Annotated in this window: 17 protein-coding genes, 1 tRNA gene, 1 other RNA gene and 1 pseudogene; 11 read left to right on the top strand and 9 right to left on the bottom strand. The window is 55.0% G+C overall.

Annotation, left to right across the window (positions count from 1 at the left end):
- The first annotated feature begins 33 nt into the window (after positions 1-33).
- From ACNKH6_RS00780 to ffs, 7 genes are all read left to right on the top strand, one after another.
- The gene (locus tag ACNKH6_RS00780; protein ID WP_417913637.1) at positions 34-1,125 is read left to right on the top strand and encodes an NAD-dependent epimerase/dehydratase family protein; all 1,092 of its coding nucleotides are present in this window, start codon (positions 34-36) and stop codon (positions 1,123-1,125) included.
- A 9-nt stretch (positions 1,126-1,134) separates the two neighbouring features.
- Positions 1,135-1,869, top strand: coding sequence for a class I SAM-dependent methyltransferase (locus ACNKH6_RS00775; protein WP_417913636.1), 735 nt, complete (start codon positions 1,135-1,137; stop codon positions 1,867-1,869).
- On the top strand, positions 1,866-3,029 hold the full coding sequence (locus tag ACNKH6_RS00770) for a glycosyltransferase (RefSeq protein WP_417913635.1): 1,164 nt from the start codon (positions 1,866-1,868) through the stop codon (positions 3,027-3,029). Before ACNKH6_RS00775 ends, ACNKH6_RS00770 begins: the two co-directional genes overlap by 4 nt.
- Entirely contained in the window at positions 3,026-4,618 is a 1,593-nt protein-coding gene (locus ACNKH6_RS00765) for an FAD-dependent oxidoreductase (RefSeq protein WP_417913634.1), read from the top strand. The genes ACNKH6_RS00770 and ACNKH6_RS00765 overlap by 4 nt, the downstream gene beginning before the upstream one ends.
- 3 nt (positions 4,619-4,621) lie before the next feature.
- Complete coding sequence (gene tadA, locus ACNKH6_RS00760) at positions 4,622-5,086, top strand: tRNA adenosine(34) deaminase TadA (protein ID WP_417913654.1); 465 nt, start codon at positions 4,622-4,624, stop codon at positions 5,084-5,086.
- 129 nt (positions 5,087-5,215) lie between these two features.
- Positions 5,216-5,301 (top strand) — tRNA-Ser (locus ACNKH6_RS00755).
- 27 nt (positions 5,302-5,328) lie between these two features.
- Positions 5,329-5,427, top strand: an RNA gene (ffs, locus tag ACNKH6_RS00750) — signal recognition particle sRNA small type.
- Between the two features lie 332 nt (positions 5,428-5,759).
- Here ffs and ACNKH6_RS00745 read toward each other — a convergent pair.
- The 9 genes and pseudogenes from ACNKH6_RS00745 to serA form a co-directional block, all read right to left on the bottom strand.
- Positions 5,760-6,680, bottom strand: a pseudogene (locus tag ACNKH6_RS00745) (molybdopterin molybdotransferase MoeA); the annotation flags it as partial.
- Between the two features lie 52 nt (positions 6,681-6,732).
- Positions 6,733-8,208 carry a hypothetical protein gene (locus tag ACNKH6_RS00740; RefSeq protein WP_417913633.1) on the bottom strand — a complete coding sequence of 492 codons (1,476 nt, stop codon included), beginning with the start codon at positions 8,206-8,208 and terminating at the stop codon, positions 6,733-6,735.
- 108 nt (positions 8,209-8,316) lie between these two features.
- Positions 8,317-9,183 carry a hypothetical protein gene (locus ACNKH6_RS00735; RefSeq protein ID WP_417913632.1) on the bottom strand — a complete coding sequence of 289 codons (867 nt, stop codon included), beginning with the start codon at positions 9,181-9,183 and terminating at the stop codon, positions 8,317-8,319.
- A 100-nt stretch (positions 9,184-9,283) separates the two neighbouring features.
- Entirely contained in the window at positions 9,284-10,381 is a 1,098-nt protein-coding gene (gene ychF / locus ACNKH6_RS00730; RefSeq protein ID WP_417913631.1) for a redox-regulated ATPase YchF, read from the bottom strand.
- A 133-nt stretch (positions 10,382-10,514) separates the two neighbouring features.
- Positions 10,515-10,652, bottom strand: coding sequence for a hypothetical protein (locus ACNKH6_RS00725; RefSeq protein WP_417913630.1), 138 nt, complete (start codon positions 10,650-10,652; stop codon positions 10,515-10,517).
- Between the two features lie 392 nt (positions 10,653-11,044).
- A complete protein-coding gene (locus ACNKH6_RS00720; RefSeq protein ID WP_417913629.1) occupies positions 11,045-11,665 on the bottom strand; it encodes a pseudaminic acid biosynthesis-associated methylase in 621 nt (206 codons plus the stop codon).
- 836 nt (positions 11,666-12,501) lie between these two features.
- Entirely contained in the window at positions 12,502-13,395 is an 894-nt protein-coding gene (locus ACNKH6_RS00715) for a sulfite exporter TauE/SafE family protein (RefSeq protein ID WP_417913628.1), read from the bottom strand.
- Positions 13,396-13,574: 179 nt separating this feature from the next.
- Complete coding sequence (locus tag ACNKH6_RS00710) at positions 13,575-13,895, bottom strand: DUF1844 domain-containing protein (RefSeq protein WP_417913627.1); 321 nt, start codon at positions 13,893-13,895, stop codon at positions 13,575-13,577.
- A 34-nt stretch (positions 13,896-13,929) separates the two neighbouring features.
- The gene (gene serA, locus ACNKH6_RS00705) at positions 13,930-15,528 is read right to left on the bottom strand and encodes a phosphoglycerate dehydrogenase (protein WP_417913626.1); all 1,599 of its coding nucleotides are present in this window, start codon (positions 15,526-15,528) and stop codon (positions 13,930-13,932) included.
- A 184-nt stretch (positions 15,529-15,712) separates the two neighbouring features.
- Here serA and ACNKH6_RS00700 point away from each other — a divergent pair, with 184 nt between their 5' ends.
- The 4 genes from ACNKH6_RS00700 to groL all read left to right on the top strand — a co-directional run bounded on the left by ACNKH6_RS00700 (position 15,713) and on the right by groL (position 20,696).
- A complete protein-coding gene (locus tag ACNKH6_RS00700; RefSeq protein WP_417913625.1) occupies positions 15,713-17,143 on the top strand; it encodes a right-handed parallel beta-helix repeat-containing protein in 1,431 nt (476 codons plus the stop codon).
- A gap of 199 nt (positions 17,144-17,342) precedes the next feature.
- Positions 17,343-18,419, top strand: coding sequence for a branched-chain amino acid aminotransferase (locus ACNKH6_RS00695; RefSeq protein WP_417913624.1), 1,077 nt, complete (start codon positions 17,343-17,345; stop codon positions 18,417-18,419).
- Between the two features lie 259 nt (positions 18,420-18,678).
- On the top strand, positions 18,679-18,969 hold the full coding sequence (gene groES / locus ACNKH6_RS00690; protein WP_417913623.1) for a co-chaperone GroES: 291 nt from the start codon (positions 18,679-18,681) through the stop codon (positions 18,967-18,969).
- A 68-nt stretch (positions 18,970-19,037) separates the two neighbouring features.
- Positions 19,038-20,696, top strand: a complete 1,659-nt coding sequence (gene groL, locus ACNKH6_RS00685) for a chaperonin GroEL (protein ID WP_417913622.1) — start codon at positions 19,038-19,040, stop codon at positions 20,694-20,696.
- Positions 20,697-20,997 lie beyond the last annotated feature (301 nt).

Here is a 20,997-nt window from a genome sequence, read left to right as displayed (position 1 = left end):
GGTGACAAGGTGACAAGGTGACAAGGTGACAAGGTGACAAGATCAACTTACGAACAATTCAAAAATGTCAACGTATTAATTACCGGAGTGACTGGTTACACCGGCAGAGTGCTGGTGAAAAAATTAGCCGCCGCAGGAGCGCGGATCAGAGCGATTGCCCGTCCTTCCTCAGACCTTGGCGATTTAGCCAGTCTTGACATCATCTGGTTCCGAGGTGAGGTCTTTGATCAGGAGATAATCCGCCAAGCAGCGCAGGGTGTTGAATACATTTTCCATTTGGCTGCCGCGTACCGGCAGGAAAAAGCGTCGGAAGAAGATTATCGCCAAGTCCATCTGCATTCCACCCGGCTGCTGGCCGAGGCGGTCTGCGGCAAGCCGGAATTCAAACGTTTTCTGCATGTTTCGACCGTCGGTGTGCATGGCCATATTCCCGGCGACGATCTTGCCGATGAAGAATACCGCTTCAGTCCCGGCGACAGCTATCAGCGCACCAAGCTGGAAGCTGAACAATGGCTGACCGATTTTGGTGCCCGGACGAACCTGCCGCATACCATCATCCGGCCAGCCGCCATTTTTGGCCCCGGTGATCGGCGGCTGTTGAAGATTTTCAAAATGGCCAGCAAAGGCTTCATTTTGATGCTCGGCAAGGGCAAAGGCATTTACCACCTGATTCATGTGGATGATTTGACCAATATTATGCTAGCTGCCGCCGCTGCTGGACCAACCTGCTGCCAGACGTTGATTGCTGCTAATGACCGCCCGATTTCCATTGTGGAGATGGGGCAGACTGTCGCTGAAGCCTTGGACAAAAAGGCATGGGTGATTCGGCTGCCGATTTGGCCGTTTTTTTTGGCTGCGGACATTTGCAAGGCCATCTGCGCGCCGCTGGGCATTTCGCCGCCCATCTACCGCCGCCGGGTGGCATTTTATTCCAAAGATCGAAAATTCAACAATGCCAAGCTGAAACGCCTGCTGGACTACCGATTCCACCACAGCAGCCGCAGCGGTTTGACCGCAACTGCGGCGTGGTATCAGAAGCACGGCTGGCTGGGCAAAGAGAACAGCAGCTCATGGCCGTACTGGCTGGCCGCCGCTGTTTCCGCTTCACCTTTACTGCTTTTGTAATTGCCCAGCATGTCTGTTTTTTTTCTCGAAACCGCCGACATTGAAACCGCCTCAGACGACTACGCGAGCCGTTTTTCCGGCGAAGTCGGCGCGTATTTTCTCCAGCTCCAGCTTGACCTGCTGCTGGAGCTGCTGCCGGAGCTGAAGCCGGGCGCGTCAGTGCTGGATGTCGGCGGCGGTCATGCGCAATTGGCCGTGCCGCTGGCCCAGCGTGGCTGCAAGGTCACTGTCACGGGCAGCGACGCAAGCTGCCGCCAGCGGCTGGCGCAGCGGCTGCCGGAAAATGCTTATAGTTATCAAACCTGCGACATGCTTCGGCTCCCCTTTGCCGCCCGCTCCTTTGATTTCGTCATTGCCTTCCGCCTCGTGCCGCATGTTGACCGCTGGCCGCAATTATTAGCTGAATTGGCGCGGGTTTCGGCCAAGGCCGTGGTCATTGATTATCCCGATCTTCGCAGCATCAATATTTTGAATTCTTTCTTTTTCCGCCTAAAAAAGAAGTTAGAAGGGAATACACGAACCTTTGGTCTCTTCAGCCGGGTGCAGATCATCAATGAATTCAGCAAAAACGGCATGGTCAATCCGCAGCTCCGGCCTGAATTCTTCCTGCCAATGGTCTTGCACCGCAAGCTCGGTTCTGCCGCTCTGTCCCACCTGCTGGAAAACACCTGCCGCGCCTGCGGCCTGACCCATCTGTTCGGTTCACCGATCATTCTGCGGATGGACAAGACGGAACAGCGATGAAAATTCTTTTGCTTGCGCCGCAGCCTTTTTTCCAAAATCGGGGCACACCGATTGCTGTCCGTTTGCTCGCGGAAACGCTGGGCAAGGCAGGCCACGAGGTGCATCTGCTGGTTTTTCATGAGGGCGAAGACCTTGCAATGCCCAACGTGACCTTGCACCGTACCGCTGCACTCTCTTTTCTTCGTGCTATCCCGCCCGGATTTTCGTGGCAAAAAATTTGCTGCGATGCGCTGATGACGGCAAAAGCCATCCGACTTCAACGGCAGTTCAGCTTTGATCTGGTTCATGCCGTTGAAGAATCAGCATTCATCGCCATGCTCCTGCGCTTGTTCTTCAAGGTGCCGTATATTTATGATCTTGATTCGTGGATGAGCGATCAGCTTTTAGCGAAGCTCACCGTTCTTCAACCGTTCCGGGCTGGTTTTGAATTTTTTGAAAAAGCGGCGGTACGGCATAGCTTGGGCGTGGTGCCGGTCTGCCGGGCAATTGAAGACAAAATCAGAACGTTTGCCCCGGAAAAACCGCTGCTCCGGCTGGAAGACATCAGTCTGCTAAAAGAAAATTGCACCGTGCCGCTGGAACCTCTGCGGGAGAAGTTCGGCTGTTCCGGCAAGATATTGATGTATGTCGGCAATTTGGAGCGATATCAGGGCATGGCTTTGCTTTTAGAAGCCTTCGCCTTGGCTGAACCGAGGGAGCTGAATTGCAGCTTGGTGGTCATCGGCGGCGCGGAGAAAGATATTCTCCAATACAGCGAACAAGCCCAATGGCTTGGCATCAGCGCGCGGGTTTTCTTTATTGGCCCACGCCCGGCCTCGTCGCTCGGCATGTATTTGGCGCAGGCGGATTTGCTTGCCTCGCCGCGCACTGAGGGCGAAAATACGCCGATGAAGATTTATTCTTACATGGATTCCGGCAAGCCGATTCTTGCCACCAAAATTGCCAGCCATACTCAGGTGTTAGATAAGGACAACGCATTTCTTGCTTTGCCAGAACCTGCGGCCTTGGCGGCAGAATTGCGGCACGCTCTGACCAACAACGGCGAGGCAAGCAAACGGGCGGCGCGGGCCAAGGAAAAGGCGGCGGACTACACTCGTCCAGCCTATGAGCGGAAAATCAATATGTTTTACAGCGAGCTGTTGCGGAAAATCGGAAAATGAAAAGAAATCCTGAGCGGGTTGCTGACACCCATTATGAACTTGTCGTGATCGGCGGCGGCATCAACGGCATCGCCACGGCCTACGAAGCAGCAGCACGCGGCCTGAAAACCTGTCTGCTGGAAGCCTCCGACTTTATGAGCCAGACTTCCTCGAATTCGCTGAAAATTATTCACGGCGGCTTCCGTTATCTCCAGCAGGCGAATATCAAAAGAATCCGTGAATCCAACCGTGAGCGGCGCACCTTGCTGAAAATCGCGCCGCATCTCGTCCATCCGCTCCAGTGCGTGATGCCGACGGAATCCATTTGGAAGCTGCGCAGCCTGCCCGGCATGTTCGCCGCCAGCCTGATCAACGGCCTCATCGCTTTTGACCGCAGCAAGGGCCTGCCGCCGGACAAGCGGATACCCCTTGGCGGCATCATCAGCAAAAAGAAGTTGATAGACCTGTTGGGCAAGGAATTCGACCGACCCGATGTCACCGGCGCGGCGGTCTGGCACGACGGCATGGCCATCAATTCCGAGCGGCTTGGCCTCGCCTTTCTCCATTCCGGCGTGCAGCACGGATTGGACGCGCTCAATTATTGCCCAGTCACGGGCTTTGCGCTGGAAAATGGGCGGATCAGCGGCGTGCAGGTGCGGGATGAACTTTCCGGCAACAGCTTCACGGTGCGGGCGGATCAGGTCGTCAATGCTGCTGGCGCCTGGGTCGGCGGCCTGCTGAACCTCCTGCCATCGTTGCCGAAACGTGATTTTCCTCAATGCCGGGTGATGAATTTTGTCGTCAAGCGGCAGCTTTTTCCCAGCCGTTTGGCGGTCGGTCTGTTTGACCACGAGCGGGCCTTTTTCTTTGTGCCGTGGCTGAATTATTGGATGATTGGCACAGATGAGGCAGCTTGGCCGAATGAGCCGGGACAGCTGCGGATCACCGAGGAGGAAATTGCGCATTTTCTCCAGCGAATTAACAAGGTCTATCCCGGCGAACCTCTGCGGCGGGAAGATATCTGCCATGTCCACAAAGGCTTTGTGCCGGGCCGCTTTAAGCCAAATGGTGATTTCAAGCTGCTTGATCATCAGCAGGAAGGCATTGCCAATCTCATTTCCATCCAGCCGGTGAAATACACCACGGCCAGAGACATCGGTCAGAAGACCGTGGATTACCTGCTTCAAAAGACAGGCAGACCGTTCAAGCCGTCTCAGACGGCAGAATTGCCTTTGTCGGGTGGAAAAATGGAAGATTTCACCTCGTTTTGCCAGAATAAGATGCAGGAATTAGTTGGCATCAATCCGTCGTCTGCCCAGCATCTGCTGAGAAATTACGGTTCATCGGTGCAGAATGTGCTGCGCTATTCCGAATTGCTGCGTCCGGTGCCGGGTTCAGATGAGGTGCTGGAGGCAGAAATTGCCTATGCCGTGGACGAGGAAATGGCTGTGCATCTCGATGATGCCGTGCGGCGGCGCACTGATCTTGGTGCGGCAGAGAAACCGCAACCGGAAACGCTGGCGCATTGCGCTGCCTTGATGGCGGAACGCTTGGGCTGGAGCGAAGAGCAGCAGCACGAAGAAATTGCTCGTTGCAGCCGTTTTTATTGAGTCATCTTGGTCTTCCACGGGCAGGACGAATATTTTATGAACGCGGCCCTTGCCTGCGCCTTCCAAGCGGCGGTTTCAGACGAGGTGCCGGTGGGGGCTGTGCTGGTCAGCGCGGACAACAGGCTGCTGGCCGCCGCAGGAAATTGCTGCATTGCCGCCCATGATCCCACCGGCCATGCGGAAATCCGTGTTCTTCGCGCCGCCGCCGCCCAGCTTGGCAATTATCGGCTGCCCGGCACCACCTTATATGTCACCCTTGAACCTTGCCCGATGTGCGCAACCGCACTGCTCTTCGCCAGAGTCAAGCGGATCGTTTTTGGCGCGGCTGACCCGAAAAACGGTGGCATTCAGTCGCTGTACCGCATTGGCAGCGACGGCTGCCTGAACCACCGTTTCACGGTCACAGGCGGGGTGCTGGCTGAGGAGTGCGGCGGCATCCTGAAGGCATTTTTCCGGCAGCGGCGCTGAAAAAGAGCGGTTTCCTGTTTTTTCTGTTGTCAAAGAGTCGAACTTAGTTTAAATAAATGGGCAGCAGCAACCGCCGCAAGGTGGAAAGGTGAGAGCAGCTTAGTCCCGACTGTTGCTTTTCACAGCTCAGGAGAGGTGACCGAGTGGCTTAAGGTGCACGCCTGGAACGCGTGTGTACGCAAGTACCGTGAGTTCGAATCTCACCCTCTCCGCCATAATTGATCAGCGACCTCAAGTGTGACAGCCGGGTCCTGCGCAATAAGAAATCGTGAACCCCGTCAGGTCCGGAAGGAAGCAGCGGCAGCGAATTTTCTTATGTGTTGCAGGGCAGCCCGGCTGTCTTTTTGTATCCGCAGCTCGCCGTTGTCCGCAGCGGCCCAACCAGCCGAATTTTCACCCTCCCGTTTTCCCCGCCGCCACCGCCACTGTGGATGACCGCGTTGACCGGGTCTAAGATAGCCGCCCGGCGCACCCGGAGCTGGCCGTCCGCCGCCAGCCAAGCTGTTCCGCCGTGCAGAATCAGCTCATCCTCCCCGCTCCGCCGAACAAGGGTAGGCTGAGGTTCAAAAATGGCTTCAACCAAACCGCTTGCAGCCTCTTCGCCGTGCATTGTGCGCAATGCCGGAGCAACCAGCTCATGGAACAACAGCCGCGCCGCAGGCGGCGGCCCTGGCAAAGCAAACAGCGGCAGCCTGCCGAGCATTCCGGCCAAGGTCGCTCTGCCAGGCTTGAGTTTGAGCCGGTTAAAGAGCAGCTCGCCGCCGAGGAGCTGGAAGACCTGCTCGGTCAGATCAAATTTGCCCGGCCCCATGCCGCCAGTGCTGATGAGCGCATCTGGCTGATCACACTCAATGATCTCGCAGAGCAAGGCGGCGGTTGACTCGGCCTTGTCCTCAGCCGTGACGGCGCGGACGCAGCGGCAGCCCAGCTCATGCAGCAAGGCGGCCAGCAGCACGCTGTTGCCGGAAAATTTCTGCCCCTGCCGCAGTTTCGTTCCAGCCTGCACTAATTCGCTGCCAGTGCAGATGACCGCAACTCGCGGCTGCTGCCGCACGCTGATCTCCCGACAGCCATTTTCTGCCAGCAGCAGGAGCTGATCAGGATGCAGCCGCACACCGGCAGGAACCAGCAGCTGCCCGGCTGGCATATCCTGCCCTTGCCGACGGATATGCAACTGTCGGCAACGCAGCGCGTCCAGCGGCGCCCGCACCCTGCCGTGTTCTTCCTGGCAGCTTTCAAATGGCACGACCCGGACGCAGCCGGATGGCACCAGCGCCCCGGTCATGATCCGCACCGCCTGCCCGGCGGCAAGAATTTTGCGCTCCAAGCAGCCAGCGGCACTCTCACCGACAAGCTGAAATACGGCGAAATCCTGATCAGCAGCGCAGGGCTGGGCGGCCAGAGCAAAGCCATCTCTGGCTGATTGGTCAAAGGCAGGGCTGGGCCGGTCAGCACTGACCGCTGCCGCGCTGACTCGGCCAAGAGCTTCAGCCAAGGGAATGCACTCTTGCGGCAACGGGGCGGCAATGCGGGCAGCCAGCGCAGCGCAGGCTTCAGCAAGGGACAACTCAAGCAGGGGCAAGGATGGTTTCACGGAAGTGGCGAGGAAGGCTGCGCGGAGATGGCTCCGCGCAGGGAAGAACGTGTCAGCGGGCCAGTTGGATCAGCCGTTCAACAATGGCGGCCATCGGCGTTTTGGAATATTCCGACGTGATGGCGGCAATCTGCGGCCATGTGCCGGGAATGGGCTGGCCGTTGAGCCAGTCTGCCGGATTGATCGGGCTGCGGGCCTCCCAAGGCGGCAGGGCGCGCGCTCCTTTGGCCGGAGTCCAGAGAAAATCAGGATGAGCATTCTGATACCACTCGCCGCCAATGATTCTGCCGGAAAAATCCAACTCTAAGTCATACAGATATCTGACCTTGTTGGTCCGATCCCGCTGCGGGCCGTCTGGGAAATTCTGCGTGGGCAAGGTTTCGACAACGTATTCCACTTCCATCGCAATGCCGACAATGCTGGCTGTCTGCGTTCCCCGGTAGGCGGCAAACTTGTCGTTGCTGAAACTGGCCTTGGCAACGGTGGCCTGCGCCAGCGAGCCGACTGCCGAGCCGGTCGCCGGATTGAAATAGCTGTAGCTGTACGCCAAAACCGGCTGATTCCAGACTTGATAGTCATAGGTCGCATCCATGACCATGCTGCGCTGGGACACACCGATTTGATTGACTATTGCCAGATGCCACGTGCCGGGATTAGTGTCAAAGCAATTTTGGGCAAGAATGCGCCCAGTTTGCGGATCGGTCTGCGGAGCGCTGTCATTGCAGCGGCCGCCGATGAACTTGGCTCGCGGCGCGACTTTAGCCCAGAGCAGCGAGGCCAACGCTTTGATATCCGAAGGATAGAAGGTCAGTTTGGTCTGGCCGTCCGCTGCCAGCACAGTGACCGAATTGACCGGGCGTGGCAGCATGTAGGCGGCAGGCGACCAGCCGTGGCAGATGCCCATCCAGGTTTCGACAGAGCCATTCCGCTCATAATAGCCTCTGCCTTCTTCCCACATCTGCTTGGTCAGCGAAAACTGCTTGTCGCCGACGAGGATATCGTATTTTTCGGAAGGAGAAAGTTTATTGACAGCATTCTGATTGCCGCTGGCGAGAATAGTTGCGGCAGGATTGCTCTGAATGTAGTCAAAGTTCACCTTCCAGTCCAAGGAACGGGGAAAACTGGAATCAGCATAGCGTTTGCCAAGCACGCCCAGATAGATGCCCCAGTAATCGTCCGACCACGGCGACTCAGCCAGCCGTGCGCTCATCAGCCCGTTGGCCTCCATGCTCATCAGCCCGGAATGGCTGAAGGTGTCGGTGAGCTGATCGGCGCGGTCGTTGTCAAGGAAAACGGCTCTGGCGCTGCCGTCCAACTGGCCTGAATCCACCGCCTGCTTGCGGAACATATCGCGGGCCGCAACATCATCATGCCGGTCAAGAGCGGCTTGATTAAAAACAGGCTGGGCGTAGCTGCCGCTTCCCGGCATCTCCTCGAACTTGGCAGGCCGCCGCTGCATAAATGCAACCGGGTCTTCCTGAAACGCCTTCAATTCCGCATTGATCTGATCGTGCAGTTCCTTGGACATGGCGTTGCTCCTCTTTGTAGGAAAAAAATGATGCCCTGACGTGCAATCCGTTCAGGGCAGGTTACTAACTTATAGCAAAAAAGATTATCTATGTCAAAATATCAGCTCTTACTTTTTGACACATATTGCATATGCCGTAGAAGGAGCATCTTTGTTGTCATTTCGATCATAGCAATCAACGACCCAACTTGAACCAGAAGGATAGCTTTCATGCAGAACGCCTTCAAATGCTCCTCCTATGCTTATTTCACACCTTCCTCCACCGCCAACTAAAATTTCGTCGCTATTGCAGGTTGCCACAGAGGTGTAAGTAGGCGGTCCGCCGTTAACTTGAACAATCCTCGAACTGCCACAGCTACCAGCTAGCCCTATATCTCCTTTTGGGCCCTGAATACCGGGAGGGCCTGCGGCTCCTTGAGGCCCTTGAATTCCTTGTGGGCCAGGAGGGCCTACTGGGCCAGCTATACCTGATTGGCCGGGAGGACCTGCAACTCCGGGGTCTCCTTTAGGCCCCTGAATGCCGGGAGGCCCTGCAATCCCTTGAATTCCTTGCGGGCCAGGAGGGCCAACCATACCAGATGGGCCGGGAGGACCCTGTGGGCCAGTAGGACCTACAATTCCGGGATCACCCGTAGGCCCTTGCAAACCAACAGCACCTATCGTTAGGTGATATTCAAGAAAATTGTTATTCGAGGTGAAAATCCGCAAGGCATAGTCACCATCTGACAAGCCATTCGGAAGAGTTGCCGTAATGTTGGTTGCGCTGTAACAAGTGTTACAGACATGCAACTGCTGACCGCCTAATGTAATAATAGGAGGAGTAAAATTCGGCTTAACGAGATTTACACCGTCTATATAAATCTCTCCGTTTGCTTGATCAACCTTGATGGAATCAATGGCAATTAAACTGCTGGCAGCAAGTGCATGAGAAGAATACATAGCTGCGATTACTACAAGGCAACACATTTTTTTCATAACTATCACCTTGATCGGTTTGATCGATAACTGCTTTTTGCTCCACACGGCAACGCACTTCGTAGCTTATAGCGCACTTATCTGCTTTTGACAAGCAGAATCACACATTGAAGCGGAACAACATGCAGTCGCCGTCTTTGACGATGTACTCTTTGCCCTCTGAGCGCAGCAGACCTTTGTCGCGGGCCGCCGTTTCGGAGCCGCAGGCCACATAGTCCTCATAGGCGATGACTTCCGCTCGGATGAAGCCGCGCTCGAAATCGGTGTGAATCTTGCCTGCTGCTCCGGGCGCGGCAGTGCCTTTGGTGATCGTCCAAGCCCGCGTCTCCTTCTCGCCCACCGTGAAGTAGGTGATCAGACCGAGCAGCTCGTAGCCAGCGCGGATCAGGCGGTGCAGGCCCGGCTCCTCCAAGCCCATGTCGGCAAGAAATTCCTTCTGCTCCGCCGCGTCAAGCTGACTCAGCTCCTGTTCAATTGCCCCGGCGATCATAATCACCGAAGCGCCTTCTTTGGCGGCCAGCTCCTTCAGCCGCTCCACGTGCGCATTGCCTGCGGCGATGTCCGCCTCGCTGACATTGGCCACATAGAGCACCGGCTTGGCGGTGAGCAGGCAGAGTTCGCGCAGCAGCTCCTGCTGCGGCTCGCTCTCGGCCTTGACCGTGCGGGCGGGCAGCCCTTTGTCGAGCGCAGCTTGCAGCAGCTCCAGAAAGGCGGCCTCCTCGACAAACTTCCTGTCGCCGGACTTGGCCTGGCTCTGCGTTTTTTTCAACCGCTTGCTCACGCTGTCCAAATCGGCCAGCACCAGCTCCATTGAGATCACTTCCACATCGCGGATGGGATCAACCGAGCCGTCCACATGAACGATGTTTTCGTCCTCAAAACAACGGACAACGTGGAGGATGGCATCCACCTGCCGAATATGGCCGAGAAACTGATTGCCCAAGCCCTCGCCCTGCGAAGCTCCTTTGACCAGCCCGGCGATGTCCACGAACTCCATCTGTGTCGGCACCGTCTTGCGGGTTTTGGCCAAGGCGGAGAGAATGTCCAGCCGCTTGTCCGGCACCGGCACCACGCCGACGTTCGGCTCGATGGTGCAGAAAGGATAGTTTTCCGCCGCGATGGCCGCTGCGGTCAACGCATTGAATATAGTTGATTTTCCCACATTGGGCAGGCCGACTATGCCGCACTGAAAACCCATGATTGCCTCATTCTGAAAGTTCTGCTGAAAAGGTTGCTGGCGGGAAATAAAACATGTCCGGCGGTTTTACGGAAGCACTTTCTGCGGAAAAGAAGATGGCCGGGCGGCTTGCTCCACTTCCGTCGGGCCATTTTTACCGACGGGAAGGAGGGCAGCAACAGAACTCAAAGAAGAGCGGGCCTTCCTGATCAATCGCCACGTTGGCTCCGAGAAAATAGAAACGCAGGCTTTCCTTCTTCTCGTCAATTTCCTCAATCAGCTGCGCCCGCATTATATGCGGATTTCAGCGCGCGTTATGATTTTTATTTTTAGCTTCCTTCAAGATGCGTCATTTACGGTGACAGTGTGTGTAACACATATGCTGATGAAGATGATCTTGAACAGTCAGGCATTCACCTGAACCCTGTCAGGAAGAAAAATTCAAAAAGAAAAGATGAATCACTCATAGGTGATGGCATCAGCTTTATCCGAAAGCGCATCGAATCAGCATTCATTTTGATTCAACAAAGATTTCCAGCGCATATTCATGCCGTCACATCGCATGGCTTTGAAGTAAAGATTTTTTTATCTGGGCTTACGGTATTGAAAAAACGATGCTGTAGGTCACAACTTGGGTTAGGAATAGGTAACAGGCCCTATAGAAAGTTCATAACAGGCTATAGCCTACCGCTTTTCCATAAGAAACCAAGTTGTGTCGTCCTGCGGAAAATTCGGATCGCGGTGATAGACAAAGCCATAGTCGATCAAATTCAAATCAGGAAATTGGTCGAGAATTTCCCCAGCAAAATCTCTTTTGAAAAGCTTGTCCGTATGTCCTCGATAGGTAATTTCTATAGGTTTCGGGTTGTAATATTCTGAAACAAAAAGATAGCGTGAAGAGCTTCGATGCATGAGTTCATAAACCATCGGCAACCAGTCAGGATTGATGTGGATCAGAACCCCTTTGGTGAACACCAAATCCCAAGTCGCATTTGGCTGGAACTCAAGAATCGATCCAAGGTACAGGTCAACGTCAGGAAGGTTAGATTTCAACTCCGAAGCCGCTTTGGAGTTGATCTCAACTGCCGAAAGTTTTACTTCCGGGAACAATTGTCGAAGTGCCATTAAGTTCAGGCCGATATTTGATCCGAGTTCAAGCACCGTTTGTACGTTTTGAGTACGGGCAAGGGCTTTACTGAAAAAGGCCACGTTGGTAGCAACCCAACGCCCCCCCCTGTTACGGCCAGTATATTCGTTTCCGAAGTTGCCTTCCCAGAAGGCTTCCTGCTTTGTGCTGTGTGACATGATGTTCTCCAAGACTTACTTTTATGCCGAACGACAGATATCAATAGGCCACCGAAGGCGGCTCCGGTGCATCGACTTGTTAGGCCAATTATTTTATAATCACAAACATTCTGACGCTATAAAAACATTTCATTTTTGGCCAGTTATAAAAAAACCTTTAATTCAAAGCCATGCAATGTGACGGCATGAATATGCGCTGGAAATCTTTGTTGAATCAAAATGAATGCTGATTCGATGCGCTTTCGGATAAAGATGATGTCATCACCTATGAGTGATTATTTTTTTCTTTTTGAATTTTTCATCTTGACAAGGTCAAGATGAATATCTGATTATTAAAGATAATTTTCAACAGCATATACGTTACTATAAATGACGCTTCCTGAAGGAATCTGAAAAGAAAAATCATAAAGAATACTGACATCCGCATATGATCCGGGAGAAAGAAATATTTCCGCAGGAATTCCTGGCTCAGTCATCAGTTCATGAACTTTCAGGCCATAAAAATACTCGTCACCGCTTGAGACATATCTCCAAAACGGCTTATCTCGATATATTTTGCAGGATTTTATGCAAATGTTCCGATAGACATGGACAGGAGCCTGGAGCCATCTTTTTGAGATTGAGACTGCTTTTGCAATTCCTGCTTTAAAAAAATAAAAAAAAATTCAGCCCGCATCCACTCCTTGCGGAAAACTGGCGGCGGACATCAAAGCAAGACTGAGCCTTTCAGATATTATATTATTTTCATAATAAATTCAATGTCGTTCTGAGAGCCTTCAGCTTTATCACTCATAATTCACCATCACCGAATTTTGCGTAAGCCCTAACTTCTTTTTTCATAAAAAGTTGATGAGGTAGCTGAAGGAAGTGAGCAACACAAAAGAGCAAAGAATCAGCTTGATCGCTCTGGCTGGCAGGTATTTTTGGCAGCGTGCGCCGAGGTACACCCCGCAGAAGCCGCCGAGTCCAAAGAGTATGCCGAGCTGCCAGTCTGGAGCCACTGACATGCTTGGATAAAAGGCCGAGAGCAGCTGGTAGATGATGACACCTGCCACCGAAGTGATGAACGTGCCCATCAGCGAGGCACCAGCCACGGCATGAACGGGCAGCCGGAAAAAGGCGACCATGAATGGGGCGATAATTGCGCCGCCGCCAATGCCATAAATTCCGCCGATAATGCCGACAGCAAAGCAGAGGGAAAATATTTTCGGCACGGAAAAAGAATAGTTTTCTCCGGCAAAAGAAAATTCAGCCCGCTGGAGAGAAAACGTGGCATCTGTGACCACGAGCGGCACATTGACCGGCTGAACGGCAGGCTGCCGAAGGAGGTCAGTCAGCAGTTTGCTGCCCACATAGAGCAGCACCAGCCCGGCGAAAAATTTGAACTGCTTGGGATCAGGCAGGTATTCCAGCCGCAGCCATGCGCCGATCAGCACTCCTGGCAAGGTGCCAATGACCACCGCCGCTGTCAGCGGCCAAACCATGCGTCGTTCTCGCGCATACCGCCAAACCCCGCTGGGAATGGCGACCACGTTGAAGAGCTGATTGGTGCCGCTGACCGACGGCGCAGTGTAGTGCAAAACGCTCATCTGAAACGGCAGCAGCAGGAATGCGCCTGACAGCCCGCCCATTGAGGCGAAAAAAGAGACGATAAAGGCAGTCAGCGGCGGCAGGAATATCCACGTCTTCACACCGGAAACCGGAAAAGTGACGTAAAGCAGAGTGCTCATGATGCGCGGCATCCAGACTCTATGAAGTTATGCAGCGAACAAGCAATCTCCATGACTGTGTCGGCAAATTCATGTGTCAAGTTTCTATAGTTAAATATCCTGCCTCATCTTGTATTTTATCATTCAACACCAGTCGCAAAAAGGATGCAATGCGACAACCACAGGATCTATGTGTGGGTTCATATTTTTCTCTTCCTCACAAAGCGCAGCTTCAGCTCATAAGCCACCCGGCTGATCAGCTCCTGCTCCTCCTTGTCCAAATTGCCTTTGGTCTTCTCCTCCAGCATGGCCAAGGTGTCAATCGTATGACGGGCCAGCTCCAGATCAAGCAGCTTCTGCCCGGTTTCCGGGTGGGGAATCTCGCCCAGATGAAACAGGGCGGTGGTGTTGAGGGAGAGAATGAAAGAAATGAAGGACACTTCAGGCATGACACAGTCACCCCGCTTGTTCCGCGCCTGACCTTCAGGACATCCGCACTCGTTCTGCTGCTCGCTCATCATGCTCACCGCCTCTGGGTTCAGTCTTTTCCGGGATTCAGCCTTTGTACGTCGGCAGCGTCAGAGCCATCGCATGGTCAACATGCTCCAGCTCCAGCACCTTGGCCAGCAGCTCCTTGCTCACCGGCTGATCGGTGTTGAGGAGGATGACATTCTGCTGCGAAGTCTCCTCGCGGCCAACGGTCATGCGGGAGATGTTGACTCCAGCCGCGCCGATGGTCGTGCCTAATGCACCAATTACACCGGGAATGTCTTTATTATAGGCCAGCAGCATTGGGCCTGCGGGCAGCGCCTCCAGCCAGAAGGAGTTGAGGCGGACGAGACGCGGCTTTTTGGTGCCGAAGACCGTGCCTGCCAGCACGTTCTCGCCCTCGGTGCTCTTGACGGTGATCTTGACCAAGCTGGTGAAATCCGCGCTGCACGTGGTTTTGGACTCAACTACCTTAATGCCGCGTTCTTTGGCGATGAGCGGAGCGTTGACGAAGTTCACTGCATCTTGCAGGATAGGCGTGAATAGACCCTTGAGGAACGCCACGGTGATTGGGCCGACATTCTGCTCGGCCACATCTCCGCTGTACTCCAAACGCACTTCCTGCACCCCGCCTTTGGCAATCTGCATATGCAGCGAGCCGAGCATTTCACCAAGGGTGATGTACGGCCCGATCTTGGCCAAGACCTCATCGCTGACAGAAGGCACGTTGACTGCGTTGCGCACTGCGCCTTTGGTCAAATAATCGGCAATCTGCTCGGCAATGGCAACGGCGACATTCTCCTGCGCTTCTGAAGTTGACGCGCCGAGATGCGGGGTGCAGATGAAGTTGTTCAGACCGAGCAGCGGGGTGGTCTCAATGGTGGTCGGCTCTTTCTCGAACACGTCCAAAGCGGCCCCGGCAATCCGTCCTTCCTTCAGCGCAACATACAAGGCTTCCTCATCCGCCACGCCGCCGCGCGCGCAGTCAATAAACATCGCGTCCTTCTTCATGGCGTTGAAGAATTCAGTCGAGAGCATGTGGCGGTTGTCTTTGGTCAGCGGCGTGTGCACCGAGATGAAGTCAGAACGTTTGGCCAGCTCCAGCAAATCAACGCGCTCCACGCCGATCTTCTCCACTAATTCTTGCGGCATGAAGGGATCAAAGGCGATGACCTTCATCTTCAGCCCTTGGGCGCGGTTGGCGACGATGGAGCCAATCCGGCCAATGCCGACGATGCCCAGCGTCTTGCCGGTCACTTCGCGGCCCATGAAGCTCTTCTTCTCCCACTTGCCCGCCTTCATCGAGGCGGTTGCCTGTGGGATGTTGCGGGCCAGCGACATCATCATCGAAATGGCGTGCTCCGCCGCCGTGACCGCGTTGCCGTCCGGCGCATTCATCACCACAATGCCCTTCTCGCTCGCCGCCGGCACGTCCACGTTGTCCAGACCGATGCCTGCGCGGCCCACCACCTTCAGCTTGGTGCCTGCCTCGATGATGTCCGCCCGCACCTTGGTCGCGCTGCGGATGACCAAGCCGTCGTACTCGCCGATGATCGCCTTCAGCTCCTCCGGCGGCAGACCGGTCTTCACGTCCACTTCCAGCCCGGCATCTCTGAGTATTTTCTCTCCGACAGGCGACAGGTTGTCGCTGATCAGCACTTTCATGGTCTTCCCCTTGTTGGATTCGTGTATAAAGACAGTATAAAACTGTTGATTTTTCCTCGCAAAGCAAGCACTATACCGGGAATCGGCAGCACCGGCAACTGCAAAAAATCAGGGTTTGGGCTTTTGGAGGGCGAGTGGCCGCACGAATGACACCAGCAGGATTGTTACAGGAGAGAAAGACGAGATGAGCCGCGCACCAAAAGCCTTCATGAGCTATGTGAATCTGGATGATCAGCATGAGAATGGCCTGATCACGCAGTTCCGCGAGCATTTGAGCCGGGCGATGCGGATGCAGACCGGAGAAGCGTTTGAAATATTTCAAGACCGCAAGGACATTGCTTGGGGCCAGCAGTGGCAGGAACGCATCAACGGCTCGCTTGATGCGACCACCTTTCTCTTGCCGATCATCACGCCAGCATTTTTCAAAAGCGATGCCTGCCGGGAAGAGCTGGAGCGTTTCCTGAAACGGGAAGAGGAGCTGCAACGTGGTGATTTGATTCTGCCGGTTTATTACGTGAGCTGCCCTGCCCTGAACGACAAAGCAAAGCGGGAGCGTGACAAGCTGGCGCAAGTCATCGCGGCGCGGCAGTATGCGGACTGGCGCGAGCTGCGCTTTGAGGATTTCACTTCGTCGCAGTGCCGCAGGGCGTTTGCGAAGTTGGCGGAGCAGATTGTGGCGGCGTTGGAACGAAGTCAGAAGGAATCCGCCAATTCTGCTGCTGCGCAGTCAGTGAAAACAGTACAAGAAATACCGGACAGCAAGCCGCATTCCAGTCAGAGCAATACATTCCAATCTGGTGGCGGCCCACAAAGCACTACGATAGGCAACAACGCTATAGGTACACAGAACAATTACTATGGGCGGCGGGTGTCGGAAGCAGAATTGTTTCAGTTGTTGAAAGATATCAAATTGCAACTTGGGCCAATAGTGAAGACTGAGCCGTCGACCGTGGTGGTAGATGCGTCCAATCGCGGCGACTATGCAACCATCACTGATGCGCTAAAAGCAGTCAAAGCAGGTGCACGAATCCTTGTCCGACCTGGACTGTATCAGGAAGGCATTGTAATTAACAAATCGGTTGAAATCATAGGGATTGGAGAGAGAAGTGATATTGTGATTGAATCTTCCGGCAAGAATGCAGTTTTTTTTAAAGCCAACAATGGACGCATTGCTAACCTGACTCTGCGTCACATTGGCAGCGAGGACTGGTATAGCGTTGAAATTGCTCAAGGTCGACCCAGTTTGGAGAACTGTGACATCTCAAGTCAAGGTCTATCGTGTGTAGCGATCCACAGCGGTGCTGATCCGCACCTGCACCGCAATCGTATTCATGACGCGAAGGGTGCTGGCATCTTTATCACTCTGAATGGACAAGGAACACTTGAAGACAATGAGATAATTACCAATAAAGAGATCGGGGTAGTGATCAATAGAGGTGGTAATCCAACCTTGCGCCGGAACCGTATATCTATGAACGGTTACTGGGGAATTTGTGTGTGGAATAGTGGAGGAGGCATCTTTGAAGACAATGATCTTCGGGGTAACACTGGGGGAGCATGGGACATTGATCCAGACTACGAAGCACGTGTGCAGCGGAGAGGGAATATTGAATAACAAAGCAGCACCTAAGCAGAGCAGAGAGCAATGAATACCAGAGAACATATCCAGTACTGGCCAAGCTAAAGCGGACCGGGCAACACGGCCTTCGCTTGCTTTTCCCGGACTGGCGGGCTATTATGGGAAAACCGCAGGAAGTGCTGCGGACTTTCTCGACAATTTTACAGACTTGACATAGTTAACAGGACGGGACACGATGAGCAGGCACTTAGAGATCACGCTGCGCAAGGCGGAGACGCTGAAGGAGAAGCCGGACGAGGGCAATCTTGGTTTTGGCAGGCATTTCACCGACCACATGTTCGTGATGCGCTGGAGCGTCGGCCAAGGCTGGCAGGACGCGGAAATCAGGCCCTACGGCCCCTTCAGCCTCGATCCGGCGGCGATGGTGCTGCATTACAGCCAAGAGATTTTCGAGGGCTTGAAAGCCTATCACGGCGCGGACGGCTCCATCATCCTTTTCCGGCCTTTGGACAATCTGCGCCGCCTGAACCGCTCCGCTGTCCGCATGTGTATGCCGGAAATTCCGGCGGAAGAGGTGCTGGAAGCACTCAAGCAGATGATCACCTTGGATCGCGGCTGGGTGCCGCAGGCTCCGGGCGCGTCGCTCTACATCCGCCCGGCGATGATCGCCACCGAGGCGGCTGTCGGCCTGCATCCGGCCAACGAATACCTCTTTTTCATCATCTGCTGCCCGGTTGGCGCGTACTACGCCGAAGGCTTCAAGCCGACGAAAATGTTTGTGGAAGACCGCTATGTCCGCGCCACGGCAGGCGGCGTGGGCGAGGCCAAGACCGGCGGCAATTATGCTGCCTCGCTCAAGGCATTCGCCGATGCCAAGGCGAAAGGCTGCACCCAGGTGCTCTGGTTAGACGCGGCGGAGCGCAAATATGTCGAGGAAGTGGGCACGTCCAACATCTTCTTTGTCATCGGCGGCGAGCTGGTCACACCGCCGCTCGGCGGCACCATCTTGCCCGGCATCACCCGCGACACCGTGCTGAAGCTGGCCGCTGACTGGGGCATCAAGGCCAGCGAACGGCGGATCAGCATGGAGGAAATCATGGCCGCTGCGGCGGACGGCTCGCTGACCGAAGCCTTCGGCTCTGGCACAGCCGCAGTCATCTCGCCGGTGGGCGAATTCATTTACAAAGACAAAGCGATCCAGATCGGTGGCGGCCAGACCGGGCCGGTCGCGCAGCGGTTCTTTGACGGCATCCAGCAGCTCCAGCGCGGCCAAATGCCGGACTCGCACGGCTGGCTGGTGCGGGCGGCGTAGTTTTTCATCTGCATCGCGCAGGGACAATTTTCTGGGATTGTCCCTGCTATTTTTTTTGTGATTTCAACGCAAAACGAGAAAAAATATTTTTTCTCCGCCCGCCCCCTTGATTTTCTCCGTCCCGTCCCTATTGTTTGGCCCAGTCAAGATGACAGGTGGTTTGTCAGCCTGTCCAAACCAGTGAACGAGAGCCGGAGACGCAGCATCGTCCCCCGGCCTGAAACTCCCTATCAAACACAGTTGCATCAGGAGGATTTCCATGAACATTCGTCCGCTGAATGACCGCATTCTGGTCAAGAGATTGGAAGAAGAGGAGAAAACCGCAGGCGGCATCATCATCCCCGATTCTGCCAAAGAGAAGCCGGCCGAGGGCAAAGTGATTGCTGTCGGCGCAGGCAAGCGGAATGACGCAGGCGAGCGGATCGCTATGGATGTCAAGGCTGGCGACCGGGTGCTGTTCTCCAAATACGGCGGCACTGACGTGAAAATCGGCGGCGAGAAGTACCTGATCATGCGCGAAGAGGACATCCTCGGCGTGATTGAGGGCTGATTTTTCCGCAGCCAGCCCACCTGTTGTCAATTCCAAGTCATCAACGATAGAATAAGGAGTCTGTAGCAATGTCTGCGAAAGAGCTGAAATACGGAGCCAAGGCCCGTGAGTCCATGCTGAATGGTGTCAACACTTTGGCCAATGCGGTGAAAGTGACCCTCGGCCCGAAAGGCCGCAATGTCCTGATTGAGAAATCCTTTGGCGCGCCGGTCATCACCAAAGACGGCGTGACCGTGGCCAAAGAGATCACCCTGAAGGACAAGTTTGAGAACATGGGCGCGCAGATGGTGAAGGAGGTTGCCTCCAAGACTTCTGACGTGGCCGGCGACGGCACCACCACCGCCACCGTTCTGGCTCAGGCCATCTACACCGAGGGTGTGAAGATGGTTGCCGCTGGCGCGAATCCGATGGAGATCAAGCGCGGCATTGACGCGGCTGTCGATGTCGTTGTCGCCGAGCTGAAGAACATCTCCAAGCCGACCAAAGAGCAGAGCGAGATCGCTCAGGTTGGCACCATCTCCGCCAACAACGACAAGACCATCGGCAACATCATCGCCGAGGCCATGGACAAAGTTGGCAAAGAGGGCGTGATCACGGTTGAGGAAGCCAAGTCCATGGAGACCTCCTTGGATGTGGTTGAGGGAATGCAGTTTGATCGCGGCTATCTCTCTCCGTACTTCGTCACCGATGCGGAGCGGATGGAAGTCAGCATGAACAACCCGCTGATCCTCATCAACGAGAAGAAAATCTCCAGCATGAAGGACATGCTGCCGATTCTTGAGCAGGTTGCCAAGATGGGCAGGCCGCTGGTGATCATCGCTGAGGATGTGGACGGCGAGGCGCTGGCCACGCTGGTGGTCAACAAGCTGCGCGGCACCCTGAATGTGGCTGCTGTCAAGGCTCCGGGCTTCGGCGACCGCCGCAAGGCCATGCTGGAGGACATCGCTGTTCTCACCGGCGGCCAGGTCATCACCGAAGACCTCGGCATCAAACTGGAAAACGTCACCCTCAATGATCTCGGCACCGCCAAGCGCGTGGTCATTGACAAGGATAACACCACCATCATTGACGGCGACGGTGACAAGGACAAATTGGCAGCCCGCGTGAAGCAGATCCGCGCCCAGATTGACGACTCCACTTCCGACTACGACCGTGAGAAGCTGCAAGAGCGGCTGGCCAAATTGATCGGCGGCGTGGCCGTGATCAACGTCGGCGCAGCCACCGAAGTCGAGATGAAGGAGAAGAAGGCCCGTGTTGAGGATGCGCTCAACGCCACCCGCGCCGCAGTTGAGGAAGGCGTGGTTCCTGGCGGCGGCGTGGCCTTCATCCGCTGCATCAAGGCCGTCGAGGCTCTTCAGCTCGAAGGCGAGCAGAAGCTCGGCAAGCAGATCATCATCCGCGCTCTGGAAGAGCCGGTGCGCATGATCGCCGCCAATGCCGGCTTGGAAGGCTCCGTGGTTGTGGAGAAGGTGAAGACGATGGCCGGTTCCAACGGCTTCAACGCCGCCACCGAGCAGTACGGTGACTTGGTTGCCGACGGTGTTATTGACCCGACTAAAGTTTCCCGCACCGCGCTCCAGAATGCGGCCTCCGTCTCTGGAATGCTGCTGACCACCGAGTGCATGATCGCTGACGAGCCGGAGAAGGAAGGCGCGGCTGGCGGCGGCATGGGTGGTATGGGCGGCGGCATGGGTGGTATGGGCGGCGGCATGGGCGGCATGATGTAAGAAGTCGTTCCATTTCAGCAGCAAAGCCCTGAAACAGAAAAGCGGCGGTCTCCCGGAAACGGGGGCCGCCGCTTTTTTGTTGATATAACCCAAGTTGTGACCTATAGCATCGCATTTTCAATGCCGTAAGCCAAGACGAACAGAAAAGTCTTCAACTCAAAACCCTGAGCCGTGACAGCATGAATATAGCTGAAGCACTATAAAATGACACCATACTGAACCACACAAAACAGATGGCCTATTCAATAGATTTTCGTCGGAAGGTTTTGGAGATTAAAGAGCGGGATGGCCTGAGTTTGGA

Source organism: Candidatus Electronema sp. JM (genome assembly GCF_048287415.1).
GTDB lineage: Bacteria > Desulfobacterota > Desulfobulbia > Desulfobulbales > Desulfobulbaceae > Electronema.
The sequence above is the reverse complement of the archived record's forward strand: the minus strand, read 5'-3'. Positions and strand labels throughout refer to the sequence as shown.